This is a genomic window from Streptomyces sp. LX-29 (assembly GCF_029541745.1).
GTDB lineage: Bacteria > Actinomycetota > Actinomycetes > Streptomycetales > Streptomycetaceae > Streptomyces.
On the sequence record NZ_CP089746.1, the window covers coordinates 5,329,360 to 5,349,140 of the forward strand.

A 19,781-nucleotide genomic window follows, 5' to 3' on the forward strand; every position below is an offset into this window, starting at 1 on the left:
CCCCGACCAGCCTTCCGGATCCCTCGAAGGGGAACGCACGAAATGAATGAGGAAAAGCTCCGTTACTTTCTCAAGCGGGTGACTGCCGACCTGCACGAGACCCGACGCCGCCTCCAGGAGGTGGAGTCGGAGAACCAGGAGCCGATCGCGATCGTCGGCATGAGCTGCCGCTACCCGGGCGGCATCCAGTCGCCCGAGGACCTGTGGCGGCTGGTGTCCGAGGGTGGGGACGGCATCTCCCAGTTCCCCACGGACCGCGGCTGGGATATCGAGCGGCTCTTCGACGACGACCCGGACGGCGCGGGCACCAGCTACGTCCGCGAGGGCGGGTTCCTCCACGACGCCAACTACTTCGACCCGGCGTTCTTCGGCATCAACCCGCGCGAGGCGCTCGCCATGGACCCCCAGCAGCGGCTGCTGCTGGAGACCACCTGGGAGGCGTTCGAGCGGGCCGGGATCGACGCGACGACGGTGCGCGGCAGTCGCACCGGCGTCTTCGCCGGCGTGATGTACCACGACTACGCCTCGCGGCTGCGGGCCGTGCCGCCCGGTGTCGAGGGCTACCTCGGCACCGGCGGCTCCAGCTCCATCGCCTCGGGCCGCGTCGCGTACACCTTCGGCCTGGAGGGGCCGGCCGTCACGGTCGACACGGCCTGCTCCTCCTCGCTGGTCACCCTGCACATGGCCATGCAGGCGCTGCGCAACGGCGAGTGCACCCTCGCGCTCGCCGGCGGCGTCACCGTCATGTCCACTCCGGGCACCTTCACCGAGTTCAGCAAGCAGCGCGGGCTGTCCTTCGACGGCCGCTGCAAGTCCTTCGCGGCGGCCGCCGACGGCACCGGCTGGTCCGAGGGCGCCGGCATGCTCCTGGTGGAGAAGCTCTCGGACGCCCGGCGCAACGGCCACAAGGTGCTGGCGATCGTCCGTGGCTCGGCCATCAACCAGGACGGCGCGAGCAACGGTCTGACCGCCCCCAACGGGCCCTCGCAGCAGCGCGTCATCCGGCAGGCCCTGGCCAGCGCCCGGCTGACCTCCGACCAGATCGACGTGGTCGAGGCGCACGGCACCGGCACCACCCTCGGCGACCCGATCGAGGCACAGGCGCTGCTCGCCACCTACGGCAAGGAGCGCCCGGCCGAGCAGCCGCTGCTGCTGGGCTCCATCAAGTCGAACGTCGGCCACACCCAGGCCGCCGCGGGCGTCGCCGGCATCATCAAGATGGTCAAGGCCATCGAGCACGGCACCGTGCCCAAGTCCCTGCACATCGACGAGCCCAGCCCGCACATCGACTGGGCGGCGGGCGCCGTCGAGCTGCTGACCGAGGCCCGCCCGTGGCCGGAGAGCGACCGGCCGCGCCGCGCCGCCGTCTCCTCCTTCGGCATCAGCGGCACCAACGCCCACGTGATCATCGAGCAGGCCCCGCCGGCGGAGGCCGCCGCGGGAGAGACCCCCGAGGCCGCCGACGGCACCGAGAGCGCCGAGGCCGCGGAGAGCGCCGAGGCCGCCGAGCCGGTGGCGCCCCGCTCGCTGCCGCTGCTGCCGTGGCTGCTCTCCGGCCGCGGCGAGGACGCCCTGCGCGCCCAGGCCGCCCGGCTGCACGCCCACCTCACCGCCCGCCCCGAACTGGACGTGCTGTCCGTCGGCCGCTCGCTGGCCACCACCCGCAGCGCGCTGGAGAACCGGGCGGCCGTGGTCGCCGCCGACCGCGAGCGGTTCCTGGACCGGCTGGCCGCGCTGGCCGCCGGCGAGCCCGCCGCCGGACTGGTCCAGGGCGTCGAGGGCCGCGGCAAGACCGCCTTCCTCTTCACCGGCCAGGGCAGCCAGCGGCTGGACATGGGCCGCGAGCTGTACGACGTGTACCCGGCCTTCGCGGAGGCGTTCGACGCGGTCTGCGCCGAACTGGACCCCAAGCTGGAACGGCCGCTGAAGGACGTGCTGTTCGGCGGCGACGCCGCGGCGCTGGACCAGACGGGCTTCACCCAGCCCGCGCTCTTCGCGATCGAGGTCGCGCTCTACCGGCTGGTGGAGTCCTGGGGCCTCAAGGCCGACCTGCTCTCCGGCCACTCCATCGGCGAGATCGCCGCCGCCCATGTCGCGGGCGTCTTCTCGCTGGCCGACGCCGCCCTGCTGGTCGCCGCCCGCGGCCGGCTGATGCAGCGGCTCCCGGCCGGTGGCGCGATGATCGCCGTCCAGGCGACGGAGGACGAGGTCCTTCCGCTGCTCACCGACGGCGTCAGCGTCGCCGCCCTCAACGGCCCCGGCTCCGTGGTGATCGCGGGCGACGAGGACGCCGCCCTCGCGATCGCCGCGACCTTCGAGCAGCAGGGTCGTAAGACCAAGCGGCTCACCGTCTCGCACGCCTTCCACTCGCCGCGCATGGACCCCATGCTCGACGCCTTCCGCAAGGTCGCCGAGCGGCTGACGTACGAGAACCCGAAGATCCCGATCGTCTCGGGCCTCACCGGCGCCGTCGTGCCGTCGGCCGAGATCGCCGGCGCCGACTTCTGGGTCCGGCACGTCCGCGAGGCCGTCCGCTTCTGCGACGCCGTGCGGACCCTGGAGGCGCAGGGCGTCACCACCTTCGTGGAGCTCGGCCCCGACGGGGTGCTCACCGCCATGGCGCAGGACTGCGTCACCGGCGAGGGGCTGTCCTTCGTCTCCGCGCTGCGCGCCGGCCGCCCCGAGGCCGAGGCCCTGACCACCGCCCTCGCCACCCTGCACGTCGGCGGCGTGGCCCTGGACTGGGAGGCGTACTACGCGGGCACCGGCGCCGAGCGCGTCGAGCTGCCCACCTACGCCTTCCAGCGTGAGCACTACTGGCTGGACGCCGGCACCACCTACGGCGACGTCAGCTCGGTCGGCCTCGGCTCCGCCGACCATCCGCTGCTGGGCGCCGCCGTGTCGCTGGCCGACGCCGACGGCTTCCTGTTCACCGGGCGGCTCTCCCTGGAGACCCACCCCTGGCTCGCCGACCACTTCGTCATGGGCTCGGTGCTGCTGCCTGGCACCGCCTTCGTGGAGCTGGCCGTCCGGGCCGGCGTCCGGGCCGGCTGCGAGCTCGTCGAGGAACTCACCCTCGAAGCCCCACTGATCCTGCCCGAGCAGGGCGGAGTGGCCCTCCAGATCGCCGTCGGCGCGCCGGACACCACCGGCCGCCGCCCGGTGGCCTTCCACTCCCGCGCCGACACCGCCGCCGACGACGAGCCGTGGCTGCGGCACGCCACCGGCACCCTCGCCGCGGGCGACGACCGCCCGGCCGCCTTCGACCTCAGCGCCTGGCCGCCGGCGGGCGCCGAGCCGATCGAGGTCAGCGGCCTCTACGAGGGCCTGGCCGCGGCCGGCTTCGGCTACGGACCGTCCTTCCAGGGCCTGCGGGCCGCCTGGCGTCGCGACGGCGAGGTCTTCGCCGAGGTCGCCCTGGAGGAGGGCGTCGAGCCCGGCGCCGGTCTGTTCAGCCTGCACCCGGCGCTGCTCGACGCGGTACTGCACGGCATCGGGCTCGGCGACCTGGTCGAGAGCACCGGCCAGGGCCGGCTGCCGTTCTCCTGGAGCGGGGTGACCGTCCACTCGGTCGGCGCCGACGCGGTCCGGGTGCGGCTCTCCGCCGCCGGCAACGGCACCGTGGCACTGGAGCTCGCCGACGTCACCGGCGCCCCCGTGGCCTCCGTCGACCGGCTGGCGCTGCGCTCCGTGGCGCCCGAGCAACTGGGCGCCGGCGGCGCGGCCGGCGGCGTCAAGGACGCGCTGTTCCGCGTGGACTGGGCGGACGTCCCGGCCTCCCGCACCGCGGAAGCCGAGGCCGACCGCTGGGCGCTGCTCGGGGCGGACGCCCTGGGCCTCGACGCCACCGGCGCCACGATCGACACCCACCCGGACCTGACGGCCCTGGCCGCGTCCGGGACGATCCCCGCGTACGTCGTCGTCACCCCGGCCGCCGACGGCGCCGAGGACCTCGCCGCCGCCACCCACCGGGCCACCGCCGAGGCGCTCACCCTGCTCCAGGAGTGGCTGGCCGACGAGCGGTTCGCGGACTCCCGGCTGGTGGTGCTGACCTCGGGCGCCGTGGCCACCACCCCGGACGAGGCGGTCGCCGACCTGGTCGCCGCCACCGTCCGCGGCCTCGCCCGCTCCGCGCAGTCCGAGAACCCCGGCCGCATCGTCCTCGTCGACGTCGACGGCCACCCCGACTCGCTGCGCGCCCTGCCCGCCGCCCTCGACCGCGGCGAGCAGGAGCTCGCGATACGCCAGGGCACGCCGAAGGCGCCGCGGCTCGGCCGCGCCGCCGCCGGCACCACGGACGCCGCCTGGAACGCCGAGGGCACGGTGCTGGTCACCGGAGCCAGCGGCACCCTGGGCGGGCTGTTCGCCCGGCACCTCGTCACCGAGCGTGGCGTGCGGCATCTGCTGCTGGTGAGCCGTCGCGGCGGGGCCGCTCCGGGCGCGGAGGAGCTGGCGGCCGAACTGGGCGCGCTGGGCGCGTCGGTGACCTGGGCGGCCTGTGACGTGGCCGAACGCGAGGCGCTGGCCGGCGTGATCGCGGCGATCCCGGCGGAGCGTCCGCTGACCGCCGTCGTGCACACCGCCGGTGTCCTCGACGACGGCGTGATCGCCTCGCTGACCGCGGAGCGGCTGGCGAAGGTGCTGCGTCCGAAGGTGGACGCCGCCTGGAACCTGCACGAGCTGACGCGGGACCTCGACCTGTCCGCGTTCGTGCTGTTCTCCTCCGCCGCCGGCGTCTTCGGCGGTGCCGGGCAGGCCAACTACGCGGCCGCCAACGCCTTCCTGGACGCCCTCGCCCAGCACCGCAGGGCCGCCGGGCTGCCGGCGAGCTCGCTGGCCTGGGGTCTGTGGGCCGAGGACGGCGGCATGGCCGGGGAGCTGGACGAGGCCGAGATCGCCCGACTGCGGCGCGGCGGCATCGTCGCCATCACCGCCGAGCACGGCCTGGAGCTCTTCGACGCCTCCGGCCGCTCCGACGAGGCGCTGCTGGTGCCGATGCCGCTGGACCTGGCCGCGCTGCGCGCCCAGGCGAGCGTCGGCATGCTGCCGCCGCTCTTCCGCGGCCTGGTCCGGGTGGCCCGGCGCGCCGCCCAGAACGCGGCCGCCTCCGCCCCGTCCGGCGAGCTCGGCCGGCAGCTCGCGGCCGTCTCCGCCGACGAGGCCGAGCGGATCGTCCTCGACCTGGTGCGCACCCACGTGGCCGCCGTCCTCGGCTACACCGGACCCGAGGCCGTCGACCCGCAGCGCGCCTTCAGCGAGGTCGGCTTCGACTCGCTCACCGCGGTCGAGCTGCGCAACCGGCTCGGCACGGCCACCGGCGTCCGCCTCCCCGCCACGCTGATCTTCGACTACCCGACGCCCACCGCGCTCGCCCGCTTCCTGCGCGACGAGGCGCGGGGCGGCCAGGCCGCGGCCGCCGCGCCGGTCGCCGCCGCCCCGGTCGGCGACGACGAGCCCATCGCCATCGTCGCGATGAGCTGCCGCTACCCGGGCGGGGTGCGTACCCCCGAGGACCTGTGGACGCTGGTCACCGAGGGCCGCGACGCCATCACCGACATGCCCGCCGACCGCGGCTGGGACATCGACGGGCTGTACGACGACGACCCCGACCAGCCGGGCACCTCGTACGCCCGCAACGGCGGCTTCCTGCACGACGCCCACCACTTCGACCCGGTCTTCTTCGGCATCTCGCCGCGCGAGGCGCTCGCCATGGACCCGCAGCAGCGACTGCTGCTGGAGACGTCCTGGGAGGCGTTCGAGCGGGCCGGCATCGACCCGGCGACCGTGCGCGGCAGCCGCACCGGCGTCTACACCGGCGTGATGTACAACGACTACGGCACGCTGCTGCACCGCGCGCCCGACGGCCTCGAGGGCTACATGGGCACCGCCAGCTCCGGCAGCGTCGCCTCCGGCCGTGTCTCGTACACCTTCGGCCTGGAGGGTCCGGCGGTCACCGTCGACACGGCCTGCTCCTCCTCCCTGGTGACCCTGCACATGGCGGTGCAGGCGCTGCGCGCCGGCGAGTGCGAACTCGCCCTGGCGGGCGGTGTGACCGTCATGGCCACCCCCGGCACCTTCGTGGCCTTCAGCAAGCAGCGCGGCCTGGCCACCGACGGCCGCTGCAAGCCCTTCGCGGCGGCCGCCGACGGCACCGCCTGGGGCGAGGGCGTCGGCATGCTGCTCGTCGAGCGGCTCTCCGACGCGCGCAAGAACGGCCACCCGGTCCTCGCGATCGTCCGGGGCAGCGCGATCAACCAGGACGGGGCGAGCAACGGCCTCACGGCGCCCAACGGCCCGTCCCAGCAGCGCGTCATCCGCCAGGCGCTCGCCAACGCGGGCCTGTCGGCGGCCGACGTGGACATCGTGGAGGCCCACGGCACCGGCACCACGCTGGGCGACCCGATCGAGGCCCAGGCCCTCCTCGCCACCTACGGCCAGGAGCGCCCGGAGGACGAGCCGCTCCGGCTCGGCTCGGTGAAGTCCAACTTCGGCCACACCCAGGCCGCGGCGGGCGTCGCCGGCATCATCAAGATGGTCAAGGCCATCGAGCACGGCGTCATGCCCAGGACGCTGCACGTGGACGAGCCCTCGCCGCACGTGGACTGGTCCGCGGGCGCCGTCGAGCTGCTGACCGAGGCCGTGGAGTGGCCGGAGTCCGACCGGCCGCGCCGCGCCGCGGTCTCCTCCTTCGGCATCAGCGGCACCAACGCCCACACCATCCTCGAGCAGGCCCCGGCCGAGGAGCCGGCCCCCGCCGAGAAGCGGCACGTCGAGCCCGGCGTGCTGCCGTGGGTGCTCTCCGGCAAGAGCGAGGCGGCGCTGCGCGCGCAGGCCGCCAAGCTCGCCGCAGCGCTGGAGGCCACGCCGGAGGGCGAGGCGACGCCGCGCCCGGTCGACGTCGGCTACTCCCTGGCCACCACGCGCGCGGTGCACGACGAGCGCGCCTTGCTGGTGGGCACGGACCGGGACGACTTCGTCCGCGCCCTCACCGCCCTCGCCGCCGGCGAGGCACGGCCCGACCTGGTGCGGGGCGTCGGCACGGCCGGCAAGACCGCCTTCGTCTTCCCCGGCCAGGGTTCGCAGTGGGCCGGCATGGCCGCCGGACTGCCCGACACCTCCCCGGTGTTCGCCGCCCGCATCGCCGAATGCGCCGCCGCGCTGGCCGAGTTCTGCGACTGGTCGCTGGTCGATGTCCTGCGGGGTGTTGAGGGTGCGCCGTCCCTGGAGCGCGTCGACGTGGTCCAGCCGGTGCTGTTCGCGGTGATGGTGTCGTTGGCGGAGCTGTGGCGCTCGCTGGGTGTCCGGGCCGACGCGGTGGTCGGCCACTCGCAGGGTGAGATCGCCGCCGCGTGTGTGGCTGGTGCGCTCTCCCTCCAGGACGCGGCGCGGGTCGTCGCGCTGCGCAGCCAGGCGATCGGCCGGGTGCTGGCGGGCAAGGGCGGCATGGTGTCGATCGCCCTGCCGGTGGCCGAGGTCCGGGAGCGGATCGCGGCGTGGGGCGAGGACCGTATCTCGGTGGCGGCCGTCAACGGCCCGTCCTCCGTGGTCGTCTCCGGTGAGCCGGAGGCCCTGGACGAGCTGATCGCCTCCTGCGAGGCGGACGAGGTCCGGGCCCGTAAGGTCCCGGTGGACTACGCCTCGCACTCCGCGCAGGTCGAGCTGCTCCGCGACGAGCTCGGCGAGCTCCTGGCCCCCGTGAAGCCGCAGCCCGTGAAGGTCCCGTTCCTGTCGACCGTGACCGGCGAGTGGATCGAGGGCCCCGAACTGGACGCCGCGTACTGGTTCACCAACCTCCGCCAGACGGTGGAGCTGGAGGCCGGTGTCCGGCGGCTCCTCGATGAGGGCTTCGGGGTCTTCATCGAGTCCAGCGCGCACCCCGTGCTCGCCATGGGCGTGCAGGAGACCGCCGAGGACGCCGGCCGCGAGGCCGCCGCCATCGGCTCCCTCCGCCGCGACGAGGGCGGCCTCGACCGCTTCTACACCTCGCTGGGCGAGGCGTGGACCCGCGGCGTGGCCGTGGACTGGGAGGCGGTCTACGCCGATCTGGGCGCGCGCCGCGTCGAGCTGCCCACCTACGCCTTCCAGCACCAGCGCTTCTGGATCGAGGTCCCGCTTTCGGCGATGGGCGACGTGTCCTCCGCGGGGCTCGGCGCCGCCGGGCACCCGCTGCTGGGCGCGGCCGTCGACCTGCCGGACTCGGACGGCGTGCTGCTGACCGGGCGGCTCTCGCTCCAGACCCACCCCTGGCTGGCCGACCACGCCGTCGCCGGCACCGTGCTGGTGCCGGGCACGGCCTTCGTCGAGCTGGCGGTGCGCGCCGGCGACCAGGTCGGCTGCGACCTGCTGGAGGAGCTGACCCTGGAGGCGCCGCTGATCCTGCCCGAGCGGGGCGGGGTGCGACTGCGGCTGACCGTCGGCGCCGCCGAAACCACGACCGGGCGCCGGACGCTGGAGATCCACTCCCGGCTGGACCAGCCGGACCAGCCGTGGAGCCGCAACGCGAGCGGTGTGCTGATGGCCGACGCGGCGGGCGGGCAGGCCGAGGGCCTGTCGGTCTGGCCGCCGGCCGACGCCGTCGCGGTCGACGTCGAGGAGCTGTACGAGCGGTTCGCGGCGGGCGGCTTCGGCTACGGCCCGGCGTTCCAGGGGCTGAAGGCCGCCTGGCGGCGCGGCGACGAGGTCTTCGCCGAGCTGCGGCTGCCCGAGAAGCAGCGCTCCGACGCCGCGCTCTTCGGGCTGCACCCGGCGCTGCTGGACGCCGCGCTGCACGGTGTGGCGCTGGGCGACTTCCTGGGCGAGGGGGAGGGCATCAGGCTCCCGTTCTCCTGGAGCGGGGTCACCCTGCACGCCGCGGGCGCCACGGCGCTCCGGGTGCGCATCGCCCCGGCCGGGCCCGACGCGGTCGCCCTGACGGTGGCCGACGAGGCCGGCGGGGCGGTCGCGACGGTCGACTCCCTCGTCCTGCGGCGCGTCGCGCCCGAGCAGCTGCGCGCCGCCCGGGTCGCCTACCACGACTCGCTGTTCCGGCTCGAATGGACCGGCGTCCCGGCCCCGGCGGCGACCGCCGCCGGGCGGTGGGCGCTGGTCGGCGCCGACGGCCTGGGCCTGGGCTCCGCGCTGGCGGCGGCCGGGGTCGACTGCGAGGCGTACGCGGACCTGGCGGAGCTGGCGGCCGTGGTGGCGAGCGGGAGGCCCGCCCCGGAGCTGGTCCTTCTCCCGTACGGGGTCGAGGCGGCCGGGGCCGAGGTGGCGGAGCAGGCCAGGCGGGCCGCGCACGCCGCGCTCGCGGACGTGCAGGCGTGGCTGGCGGCGGAGGGCTTCGCCGGCTCCCAGCTGGCGTTCGTCACCCGCGGCGCCGTGGCCACCGCCGCCGAGGCGGACGTGACCGACCTGGTGCACACCCCCGTCTGGGGCCTGGTGCGCACCGCGCAGACGGAGAACCCGGACCGGTTCCTGCTGCTGGACGTGGACGGCGAGGAGGCGTCCGTACGAGCGCTGCCGGCGGCGGTGGCGACGGGCGAACCGCAGCTGGCGCTCCGTACGGGCGACTGCTTCGCGCCGAGGCTGGCGCGGCAGGCGCAGGCGGCCGAGCCGGCACCGGAGTTCGACCCGGAGGGCACGGTCCTGATCACCGGCGCCACCGGCGTGCTGGGCGGGCTGCTGGCCCGGCACCTGGTCGCCGAGCACGGCGTGCGGCACCTGCTGCTCACCAGCCGGCGCGGCGCCGAGGCCCCGGGCGCGGCCGAGCTGCGCGAGGAGCTGACCGCGCTGGGCGCCGAGGTGACCGTCGCGGCCTGCGACGCCGCCGACCGCGAGGCGCTGGCGCGGCTGCTTGCCGAGGTACCGGCGGAGCGCCCGCTGCGCGCGGTGGTGCACACGGCGGGCGTGCTGGACGACGGGCTGATCCCGGCGCTCACCCCGGACCGTGTCGACACCGTCTTCCGCCCGAAGGTGGACGCGGCGCGGAACCTGCACGAGCTGACCCGCGACCTGGACCTGACGGCGTTCGTGCTGTTCTCGTCCGCGGCCGGCACGTTCGGCGCGCCGGGCCAGGGCAACTACGCGGCCGCCAACGTCTTCCTGGACGCGCTCGCCCAGCACCGGCGGGCCGCGGGCCTGCCCGCGCTCTCGCTGGCCTGGGGCCTGTGGGAGCAGCGCTCGGAGATGACGGGCGACATGGCGGAGGCCGACGTCCAGCGCATGGCGCGCTCGGGCATGGCGCCGCTGTCCTCGGCGGACGGCCTGGAGCTGTTCGACGCCGCGTGGACGGCCCAGGCGGCGGCCGGCGAGTCGCTGCTGATCCCGCTGCACCTGGACCTGGCGCCGCTGCGCGCCCAGGCCGACGCGGGCGCGCTGCCGGCCGTCTTCCGCGGCCTGGTGCGCGGCGCCCGGCGCCGTACGGTCGACTCCGCCCCGGTGGACACGGCGGGCCCGTCGCTGGCCCAGCGGCTGGCCGGCATGGCGGAGGCCGAGCGGGAGGCCGCGCTGCTGGAGCTGGTCTCCACGCAGGCGGCGGTCGTCCTGGGCTTCGCGGACGCCGACGCCATCGGCGCCGACCGCGGCTTCCTGGAGCAGGGCTTCGACTCGCTGACCGCGGTGGAGCTGCGCAACCGGCTCAACGCGGCGAGCGGGCTGCGGCTGCCTCCGACGCTGCTGTTCGACCACGGCACCCCCGCCCTCGTCGCCCGGCACCTGCTGGACCGTCTCGCGGACGCGGTGGCCGGCTCCGCCGCCCCGGAGGCCGTACGGCAGCAGCCGGCCGACGGTGAGCAGGGCGTGTTCGGCGCGATGCTGCGGGAGGCCGGGGAGGCCGGCCGGCAGGAGGAGTTCACCCGCCTGCTGATGGACGTGTCGCGCTTCCGCCCGTCGTTCACGGGCACGGCCGACCTGGCCAAGCCCCCGACGCTGGTGCGCCTGTCCCGGGCCACGGAGGGTTCGACGCCGCCGGCGCTGTTCTGCTTCTCCTCGATCCTGTCCATCTCGGGCCCGCACCAGTACGCGCGCTTCGCGGCGGACTTCCGCGGCCACCGGGACGTGTGGGCGATGGCCAACCCGGGCTTCGTGGCGGGCGAGCAGCTCCCGGCGACCCCGGAGGCGCTGGTCGAAGCCCAGACGGAGACGATCCTGCGGCAGACGGACGGCGCACCGTTCGTCCTGCTGGGCCACTCCTCGGGCGGCATCCTCGCCCACGAGGTGGCCGCGCGGCTGGAGGGTGCCGGGGTCTTCCCGGAGGCGGTCGTCCTGCTCGACATCTACTCCCACGACGCGGACGCGGCCACCGGCATCCAGCCCGGCCTCACCGCGGGCGTGGACGAGCGGAGCGACGCCTACGTCCCGGTCGACGACGCCCGACTGCTCGCCATGGGCGCCTACTTCCGCCTCTTCGGCGACTGGCGCCCGCGCGAGATCAAGACGCCGACGCTGCTGGTCCGCGCCGGAGAGCGGCTCTTCGACTGGACCCGCGACACGGACGGAGACTGGCGCTCCTACTGGGACCTGCCGCACACCGCGCTCGACGTGCCGGGCAACCACTTCACGATGATGGAGGCGCACGCGGGGACGACCGCGCGGGCGGTGGGGGACTGGCTGACGTCCTGAACCCCGCGCATGAAGGCCGCCGGCCCCGCCCCGATCCGGGGCGGGGCCGGCGGCCTTGTCCGCATCACTCCCGGCCGGCTTCCCGTACGCAGTCGAGGCACACCCACCCCGCACGGGCGACGAGTCGGGTCCGCTCCTTCGGATGCTTGCCGCACCACTGGGAGGGGCCGGACCGGTCGGGGAGATCGCGCTTGATCAGCATGCCGATCATGGAGCGGCGCGGCAGTGGTTCGTCCTCGGGCAGGGGTTCGTCCGTCATTCGTCGTCCTCGGCCGGGGGCTCCGGCTCGGGGGCCGGAGTCACGATCTCGTTCTCGAAGACGTCGTACCCGTTGACCTGTTCGTCACCCATGGGGCGTTCCTTCCTGATCGCTGGTGCTTGCGGGGCGCTTGTGCGTGCAGCCGCCGGAGCGGCGTACGCGGGAGAGGGACGGGGTCCGTAAGGCGCCGCAGGTGGTGCACCGGCACCGCCAGGCGGCGTCCACCCGTCCGGGGTACGGGGCCAGTGGCTCGTAGCCGGCCTGACCGATCTCCCACTCGGCCCGCTCAGCGGCGGCGGCCGTGTCCCAGCGGGGCGGCTTCCGCTCGCAGGGCGGGAGGGCGAGGTCCGCGCGGACGGCGGGGGAGGGGCCGCCGATCCGCATGCCGAGGCTGATCCACCGGCTCTGCCCGGTCACGCGCCGCCCGCCCTGGCCACCCGCCGGTGCGCCTGGATCAGCGCCCGCCCCGCCGGGCAGGGGGCATCGGCGCCCAAGCAGGTGCCGCACGAGGTGAGGTGGTCGAGGACCGCCCGCCAGGTCTCCACGCTCTCGCGGGTCGGGGCGCCGACCGTCGCGTCCGCCATCACGCCCGCCCCTCGCGCTGGGCCCGCCGCATGGCGGCGAGCTCGGCGAGCGGGTCGCGCTGCGGCGGGAAGTGATGGGCGCACGGCTTGCACGCGTAGATCGTCCGACCCACTCCGCTGGCGACATGGACGACGGCGACGGCGACGGGCTCGTCGGTCAGCCGATCGCAGCGACGACAGGGCTTCAACGCCCTCGCCGCGGCCAGCAACGCGGCGTGCAGCCGGCCGGGTTCGGTGAGATAGCCGTCATGCGTCGGGGCAACCCGCCAGTGCGGCCCCGGCCCGTACCTGCGGTCCTGCGGCGGCACGGCGACGTAGGCGCCCTTGCCCAGCACCCGTTGGACCGTCCAGTCCCCGGCGGCTCCCGGCGCCACGAGCCAGTACCAGACGGCGCCGTACGAGTCCTCGATGACGGCGCCGCTGTCGCCCCCGAGGAGTGTCAGCGTGCGCTGAGCGATCGCGGTGGGCACCTTCACGGCGTCCCACCAGATGCCGGCGGGCTGGGGCTCGATGTCCGGGCCATTCGGCGGCCTCCAGGGCTCAATACGGGTCATGACGACGCCTTCCCGCTGCGGGTGGAGCTGGTCCGATCGCGCGCAGCTCCACCTTCACGAGCTGCGGACACGGCCTCAGACAATCAGGTAAAACCGGACGGAAGGGAGGCCAGAGCGATGCAAGAACGATGAAAGTTCAGGGTCCGGGGCGCGGGGCTTTCCGATGCGAGCGCGAGAAGGAGCTGCGGGCGGTAGGCTCCCCTAGCCTGTGGCGGGAGTGTCGCGAGTCTCTCGGAGCGGACATGGCCATTCAACGGACGCCCAATGAAACTCTCCGGGCCGTGCGCGAGCTTGAATTTCAGATGAGTCGCCCGGAGTTCGCCCGTGACATCGTCACACGTGGCCGGGACATGGGGGAGAACGTTGCCTGTTCGGCCCGTCTGATCGCCGCGTGGGAGGACGGTACGGTGCGGTGCCCACAGCCTCCGTACCGACGCATCCTCACCGACATGACGGGTCGGTCCATGATGGAGTTGGGGTTTCGGGTCCCAACCGCTCCCTCGGCAGGAGGCGATGCGGAAATGGAACGACGCGATTTCGTCTTCGACGGCGTAGCCCTCGTGCTGCCAAAGGGTGTTGATCTGGAGAGGGCGCCCGGGAGGGTAGGTGCGAGGGAGATCCGCACCATCAGCAAGGCCGTCCATGAGATCTACTCTCACGACCATGATCACGGCTCGGCCTCGTTGCGTCGTGCAGCAGCCGACGCTCTGCACACGGCCTACCGTTGGCTACAGGACGGCACATATACACAGCGCACCGGACAGAAGCTTCGATCCGCCGCAGGCTTCCTCTCCATCGCCGCCGGGTGGCTCTCCTACGACTCCGGACGATCAGCGGACGCGCGCTCTCTGTATGGCGAAGCGCTGGCCGCTGCCCGTATCGCGGACGATGCCGGACTGGAAGCGCACGCCTTCGGCTGTCTGTCGTTGCTGGCCAAGGCCAGTGGCCGCCCACGCGAAGCGATCTCCGCCGCCCAAGGCGCGCAGACGGTGGCGCGCAATCTCGAATCACCGCGCATGCTCGCGCTGTTCCACATGAGAGAGGCCAGTGGCTGGGCGCTTATGGGCGATCGTTCCGCCGTCGATCGGGCGGTAGTCCGTGCGCACAACTATTACGCTCACGGAAGCCGCGAGATGGACCCCGACTGGCTGGAGTTCTTCACTCCCGCTGAACTGGCCGGTCTCGAATCGCTGTGCCGCGCGGACCTTGGCCAGCATGACCGCGCCGCTGCCGGGGCGGAGCAAGCCGTGCTTCTGCACGGGGAGGGCTTTGCCCGAAACCGGGCCCTGTACACCGCAGATGTCGCTATCCAGCAGGCTGTCCGGGACCGGCCGGAGCCGGAAGCTGCCGCCGAGGCCGCTGGCCTTGTCCTGGCGTTCATCCCGGAGGTGAAGTCGGACCGGCTACTGAAGGCGCTGCATGACGTCGCTGGGGCGCTGCAGCGTCATTCCCGTGTCCCCGCAGTCGCCCACTGGCTGGAGCAGTACCGAACCACCACCGGGTGTACCCCGAAGAGGAGCGAGGCGTGAATCCGGGGACCAGCATGGGTGTTGTTATCCGCAGCTACGGGCCCGGTCAGGTGCCCACCCTGGTGGACGCCCTGTCCGACGTGTGGGCCGACGCGCATCCCGAACTCGTCGACAACCCGGAGGCGGCCACCGACGGGTTGTCCGTTGCCGCCCTTCGCCGTCAGATCCTGGGCCACGTCAAGCACGAGGGCTTCTCTCTCGCCGCTGCCTACAGCGGCGGGACGATGGTCGGCTTCGGATACGCCTTCCCCTGCACCCCCGAGTACTGGTTCGGCGCGGAACTGCTGCCCCACATCCCCCCACAGGTCCTGAGCGGTCGGCTCATGGGGCTGTGCGAGCTAGCGGTTCGTCGGCCCTGGCAGTCCCAGGGCATCGGCTCCCGTGTCCACGCCGAACTGGTCAAGGCCATCGACCCGCAGTGGTCGTCGCTGCTTGCGCTTCCCTCCAACCAGCGTGGCCAAGGTCTGTACGAACGGCTCGGGTACCGCTACGCCGGGCCGTACCGCAACACGCCGGACGGCCCCGTATTCGACCTGCTGGTCATGCAAGTCATTCCGGAACCCGAAGCCTGACGCTTCATAGAGCCCGCGCGCCAGGCGGACCCGTCAGGTGTTGGTAACGCCATGGCCACGTCACATTTCCCCGCAACGCCTACAGTCCATCCGCTCGGAGATCTTGTCGCCAAGGACAACACGGGGGAAACGTGGGCAACGCGACGTACGAGGAGAAGTGGGCGCTGTTCCAGGCGCCGGGGCAGCCGACGCCCCCGTCTCACATGCGGCTCAACCAGGCCGGCGTCAACGGTGGCGGCACCGGGCCCGGGGGGCAGGCGAGGCTCAACGTCACCTCGTCGCTTCTGGACACGCGGGCGGGGAAGGCCGACGAGGTGCGGGGGAGTTTCCTCAAGGCCGACGACGACGTGATGCGGGAGACCGGGGAGGTGCCCGGCACCCTCGCCGGGTTCGCCGCCGATGAGGCGCTCACCGCCTTCCAGGAGCGCTGGCGGGACCAGATGTCCTACGTACAGGAGAAGTTCACCGGGACCGTCCAGGCGCTGCGCGAGGCGGCGGAGGCGTTCCGTGCGGAGGAGGAGAAGCGGCGGCGGTCCATGGGGGGCGGCCAGCAGAACTCCAACGGGCAGAACTCCAACGGGCAGGGCGGGGGCACGCCCTGATGAGCGGACTGACCTACACCGACGTCCGCAACGCCAACCTCACGCCACTCAGCGAAGCGGTCACGCAGTGGAAGAACGCGCCCAACAAGTTCCAGCAGATCCAGATCGACTTCTACAACCTCGTCACCAAGGGGCTGGACACCTCCGACTGGGAGGGTGAGGCCCGCGACGGCGCCGTGGAGAAGTTCGAGTGGATCCAGAAGCAGATGTCCGCCGCCGTGTCGGAGTCCCTGCACGTCTTCAACGTGATGAGTGAGGGACTCACCCAGTTCACCGCCGCGAAGAAGGCGCTGGAGGCCATCGAGACCGAGCTCGAGGGGCACAAGCACCTCAGGCTCAACAAGACCGACGGATCGGTCTACCTCCAGCTCAGCGCCGATGAGGAGCCGAGCCGTACCGCGCTGACCAAGTCCTACGAGGACACCTTCGAGCACTACCGCGACCGCACCCGCAAGGCGATCGAGCAGGCCGCCCAGGCGGACAGCGCGCTGGTCCAGGCCCTGACGGCCGACGTCAACGGCGAGTCGCGCGGGTTCAACGAGAAGGCGTACGACAGCCTGGGCGAGGCCCGCCGGGAAGCCGAGAAGGACCTGAAGCAGGCCGTCTCACTCGGCGGTATCGAGAACGGCAAGATGAGCTCCGACCAGCTGAAGCAGCTGTCGGAGCTCATGGGGCGGCACAGCAAGGACCCGCTGTTCGCCGAGGCGTTCGCCACCGGGCTGGGGCCGGAGAAGACGCTCCAGCTCTGGTACAACGCCACCCATCCGCGCAACCTGAACTTCCCCGACACGGACATCGACGAGAAGGTCTGGTGGCCGGCGGCGGAGAACCTCCAGGTCAGCCTGGGCACCACGCTGGCGACCGCCACCCACTCCGACAGCCCCGACATGAAGGCGTGGAAGGACGAGATCCTCCGCATGGGCCCGGAGCGGCTGGAGAGCGGCGGGAACACCCACCCGTACGGCTACCAGGTCATGAGCAACCTCATGCGCTTCGGCACGTACGACGCGAAGTTCCTGAACACCTACGGTGACCGGCTCCTGGCCTGGGACAAGAAGAACAACACCCGGGACGGCCTGCCCTACTGGTCGAACAACGCCGACGTCGACATGCTCAACCTGCACGGAGCCAAGAAGGACGGCTGGCTCGACAAGGGCCATGACCCGGTGATCGGCTTCCTTGAGGGTCTGGGGCACAACCCGGCCGCCTCCACCGAGTTCTTCAAGCAGCCCGGCGGCGTCAACGGGGTGGTGGACCAGAAGTCCGAGATCAACTCCCACCTCGCCTACCTCGCCCAGGAACGCAACTGGATCTTCGACGGGAACACCTCGGGCGAGCCCCGCAAGATGCCGGGACACGAGGCGCTCGGCCACGCCCTCACGGCGGCGACCACGGGCTACGCCTGGGACGCCGAGGAGCTCCGGGGCAAGGATCCGGAGATCTTCAACCACGGTGGCGACCGGCGGACGGCGGCGACCGCCGATGTGATGGAGCAGGTCGTCGCCGTCTACGGCGGCGAGGACGGCCCCCGGCTCCTCCACGAGCAGCCCTCGATGGCCACCAGCCTCGGCGTGATGGGCGGGTCCTATGTGGACGACATCAACCACGCCGTCTCCGGGGTGGGCGACTCCCTGGAGAACGACGAGGCGTTCCCCGCCGGGTACCAGGGCCGCGCCGACTTCGGCAGCAAGGGCGCCGTCGACTTCCTCAGCGTCCTCGGCCAGAACCCCGACTCGCACGCCATCATGAACCAGGCCGAACACCTCTACACCCTCGACCGGTTCGCGCAGAATCCATCAGCCGAAGGGGTGGAGAACTACGCCCACTCCCGCCGGGCGCTCCTCACCGAGGCCGAGGTGCGCGGCATCCTCGACCACTCCCTCTCCGGGCAGATCGAGGCGACGTACCAGCACGAGAAGGCGGCGGCGGAGGCCGCGTACAAGAACTCAACGGACTGGACGCGGGTGGGCATGAGCGCCGGCGCCCCCGCGGTGGCACAGGGGATCGTCAACATCGTGGGGAAGTCCGGTCCCTGGGGGCTGGCCATCCCCGTGGTCATGGGCGGGGCCACGGAGTTCGCGAAGCTCTTCCACAACGACGCGGTGTTCGGCGGCCCGCAGCTCCCCCAGCCCACCGACTCCCGCCAGCTCTTCGAGAACGGCGTCACGACGCTGGGCAAGACGGCGGAGCAGTACGAGTTCGCGAAGTACGAGAGGGAGTACGGGGCGGGTGTCGATGCCGTGGACGCGAAGGGCACGCTCTCTGATCGGATCAAGCAGGCTTACCTCGGCACGGGGACGGCGACCGACCTCTACCGGGGACGCAGTCCGTACACGCCGTGACCGTCGCACGACGGCACTCCCGCTGTGGCTGTGCGTCGCGGCGCTGAGCGTGGCGTCGTGCACGGCGGAGGAGAAGAAGGCGGACGGCGTTCCGGCGGCGAAGGTGTGCGCCTCCTCGCTCGACGCGCCGGCGGCTCAGGCGCTCGACCGCCTGAGCCGGGTGGAGGAGTTCCGGGATGTGGAGGGCCCCTCGTTCGAAGGCGCGGTGGCCAACCTGCGGCAGGGCGTCTCCTTCCAGGAGACGCGCCGCTCGTCGGTGTGCCGCGTGCGTGAGGCGCGGGACACCGAAGGCTCGCCCCTCTTCGACATCGAGTTCGCCCACCCGGGCTCCGAGATCGACTGGCCGGAGAGGCTGAGGCCGTACGAGACGTACTACCGCGTGGGCTTGTACGGGAAGGCGAGTGAGAGCGACGCGCTCATCGCCTTCCGCTGCGACGGGGGCCTCGGCGAGGGCGCTCCGCCCATCGCGCTGGGCACCCTGCATCTGTGGCCCAAGGACGACGCCTACGAGGTGTCGGGTGGGCCGGAGCGGGGCCGGCTGCTCATGACCATCCTCCATGCCGCGACCCGGGTGATGGCCGAGGAGCTGGGCTGTCGGAAGCAGGCCGGCATTCCGACGAAGCTCCCCGAGCCGTCCGACCGCTCCGCGTACCGGAAGCCGGAGAAGGGCCGCTAGGGCCGCCCGGAGCCCGGCCCCTCGGGAGGACGTGCCCCTCGCCGCGCGCCCCGCGGGGTCAGCGCTTGCGGGGGGCGCGGTCGCGGGCGCGCTTGCCCGGGCCCACCGTGACGACCTCGAAGTTGGACTTCGTGGTGTCCAGCCGGTGGAAGAGGTTGTCCGGGCCGGCGATGCAGACCTTGGCGACCTGCTCCGCCTTGAGGGAGGCGACCACCTTCGGCCAGTCGATCGGCAGATCGAACGTGTCCAGGAGCATGGTGCGCAGCGCGTCGGCGGTGCGGATGATCGTGCCGTCCTGGTCGGTGACGACCGGCAGCTTCGGGTCCGCCAGCTCGTACTTCGGCAGGACGTCCTCCTCGACGCGGCGGCGCAGCTCCTTGAAGGCGGGCGCGTGCACGGCCGGCACCATGGTGTACATCGAGTAGCCGCCGATCTGGCTGACCCGGTGCTTGAGCCCCTCCAGCTCCTTCTCCCGCAGGGAGATCATGCAGAAGCCCTCGTCGAGGTAGCCGGAGTAGTCGTACCACTCGCCGCGCTCGTCGAACTCGGCGAGAATCTCGGCCAGCTTCTCCCGGGGGGTGCGGAAGAAGGTGTGGGTGACCGCGTCCTGGTACTCCTCGGTGAAGTACTGGATCTCGTAGCGGGCCATCTCCGCGGTGAGCCGGACCAGCTCCGGGAAGGGCAGCGAGCCGACGAAGGCGGTGGCCGCCTTCTGGCCGAAGCTGGGGCCCACGCAGATCTCGGGGACGAGGCCCAGCTCCTCCACGGCCCGGTCGGCCGAGGCCATCGAGTTGACCAGGAAGGCGATCTGGGTGGCCTCGGAGTAGTCGTCCTCGGAGTCGCGGAGGCGGTCGAAGACGGAGTAGCCCAGCGCCTCGTCGGCCTCGGCCAGCCGCTTGCGGGCGAAGGGGTCGAGCATCAGGAACTTGCCCACCTCGGCGAAGCTGGACGGTCCCATGCCGGGGAAGACGATGGCGGTCTTGGGCTGTGCGGCGGCGGTCGACTCGGTTGCCGTCATGTCGGTGTGTCCTCACTTCTCGGACTGCTCGGGGGTTGGAAAAAACG

Annotated in this window: 11 protein-coding genes; 6 read left to right on the forward strand and 5 right to left on the reverse strand. The window is 72.9% G+C overall.

Going from position 1 to position 19,781, the window contains the following annotated elements:
• The first annotated feature begins 42 nt into the window (after nucleotides 1-42).
• The gene (locus LRS74_RS22490) at nucleotides 43-11,598 is read left to right on the forward strand and encodes a type I polyketide synthase (protein ID WP_277742703.1); all 11,556 of its coding nucleotides are present in this window, start codon (nucleotides 43-45) and stop codon (nucleotides 11,596-11,598) included.
• Nucleotides 11,599-11,662: 64 nt separating this feature from the next.
• Here LRS74_RS22490 and LRS74_RS22495 read toward each other — a convergent pair whose 3' ends face one another.
• The 4 genes from LRS74_RS22495 to LRS74_RS22510 form a co-directional block, all read right to left on the reverse strand.
• On the reverse strand, nucleotides 11,663-11,857 hold the full coding sequence (locus LRS74_RS22495; protein WP_277742704.1) for a hypothetical protein: 195 nt from the start codon (nucleotides 11,855-11,857) through the stop codon (nucleotides 11,663-11,665).
• An 84-nt stretch (nucleotides 11,858-11,941) separates the two neighbouring features.
• Nucleotides 11,942-12,274 carry a hypothetical protein gene (locus LRS74_RS22500; RefSeq protein ID WP_277742705.1) on the reverse strand — a complete coding sequence of 111 codons (333 nt, stop codon included), beginning with the start codon at nucleotides 12,272-12,274 and terminating at the stop codon, nucleotides 11,942-11,944.
• A complete protein-coding gene (locus LRS74_RS22505) occupies nucleotides 12,271-12,441 on the reverse strand; it encodes a hypothetical protein (protein ID WP_277742707.1) in 171 nt (56 codons plus the stop codon). The genes LRS74_RS22500 and LRS74_RS22505 overlap by 4 nt, the downstream gene beginning before the upstream one ends.
• The gene (locus tag LRS74_RS22510) at nucleotides 12,441-12,995 is read right to left on the reverse strand and encodes a hypothetical protein (protein WP_277742708.1); all 555 of its coding nucleotides are present in this window, start codon (nucleotides 12,993-12,995) and stop codon (nucleotides 12,441-12,443) included. The genes LRS74_RS22505 and LRS74_RS22510 overlap by 1 nt, the downstream gene beginning before the upstream one ends.
• A gap of 281 nt (nucleotides 12,996-13,276) precedes the next feature.
• Between LRS74_RS22510 and LRS74_RS22515 the strand changes: the two genes are divergently transcribed.
• The 5 genes from LRS74_RS22515 (at nucleotide 13,277) to LRS74_RS22535 (ending at nucleotide 18,716) form a co-directional block, all read left to right on the forward strand.
• Nucleotides 13,277-14,524 carry a hypothetical protein gene (locus LRS74_RS22515; RefSeq protein ID WP_277742709.1) on the forward strand — a complete coding sequence of 416 codons (1,248 nt, stop codon included), beginning with the start codon at nucleotides 13,277-13,279 and terminating at the stop codon, nucleotides 14,522-14,524.
• Entirely contained in the window at nucleotides 14,521-15,096 is a 576-nt protein-coding gene (locus LRS74_RS22520) for a GNAT family N-acetyltransferase (protein WP_277742710.1), read from the forward strand. Before LRS74_RS22515 ends, LRS74_RS22520 begins: the two co-directional genes overlap by 4 nt.
• 131 nt (nucleotides 15,097-15,227) lie before the next feature.
• Nucleotides 15,228-15,698, forward strand: a complete 471-nt coding sequence (locus LRS74_RS22525; RefSeq protein ID WP_277742711.1) for a hypothetical protein — start codon at nucleotides 15,228-15,230, stop codon at nucleotides 15,696-15,698.
• Complete coding sequence (locus tag LRS74_RS22530; protein WP_277742712.1) at nucleotides 15,698-18,040, forward strand: DUF6571 family protein; 2,343 nt, start codon at nucleotides 15,698-15,700, stop codon at nucleotides 18,038-18,040. Before LRS74_RS22525 ends, LRS74_RS22530 begins: the two co-directional genes overlap by 1 nt.
• A gap of 49 nt (nucleotides 18,041-18,089) precedes the next feature.
• Nucleotides 18,090-18,716: a hypothetical protein gene (locus LRS74_RS22535; RefSeq protein WP_277742713.1), complete on the forward strand. Its 627-nt coding sequence runs from the start codon at nucleotides 18,090-18,092 to the stop codon at nucleotides 18,714-18,716.
• Nucleotides 18,717-18,774: 58 nt separating this feature from the next.
• Here the strand turns inward: LRS74_RS22535 and LRS74_RS22540 are convergent, their stop codons facing one another.
• Entirely contained in the window at nucleotides 18,775-19,734 is a 960-nt protein-coding gene (locus LRS74_RS22540) for an ACP S-malonyltransferase (protein WP_144383523.1), read from the reverse strand.
• Nucleotides 19,735-19,781: the final 47 nt, after the last annotated feature.

Excerpts from the sequence above, each read along its gene's own strand:
- LRS74_RS22490 (WP_277742703.1), top strand. The coding sequence starts at position 43 with ATGAATGAGGAAAAGCTCCGTTACTTTCTCAAGCGGGTGACTGCCGAC.
- LRS74_RS22495 (WP_277742704.1), bottom strand. The coding sequence starts at position 11,857 with ATGACGGACGAACCCCTGCCCGAGGACGAACCACTGCCGCGCCGCTCC.
- LRS74_RS22505 (WP_277742707.1), bottom strand. The coding sequence starts at position 12,441 with ATGGCGGACGCGACGGTCGGCGCCCCGACCCGCGAGAGCGTGGAGACC.
- LRS74_RS22510 (WP_277742708.1), bottom strand. The coding sequence starts at position 12,995 with ATGACCCGTATTGAGCCCTGGAGGCCGCCGAATGGCCCGGACATCGAG.
- LRS74_RS22530 (WP_277742712.1), top strand. The coding sequence starts at position 15,698 with ATGAGCGGACTGACCTACACCGACGTCCGCAACGCCAACCTCACGCCA.
- LRS74_RS22540 (WP_144383523.1), bottom strand. The coding sequence starts at position 19,734 with ATGACGGCAACCGAGTCGACCGCCGCCGCACAGCCCAAGACCGCCATC.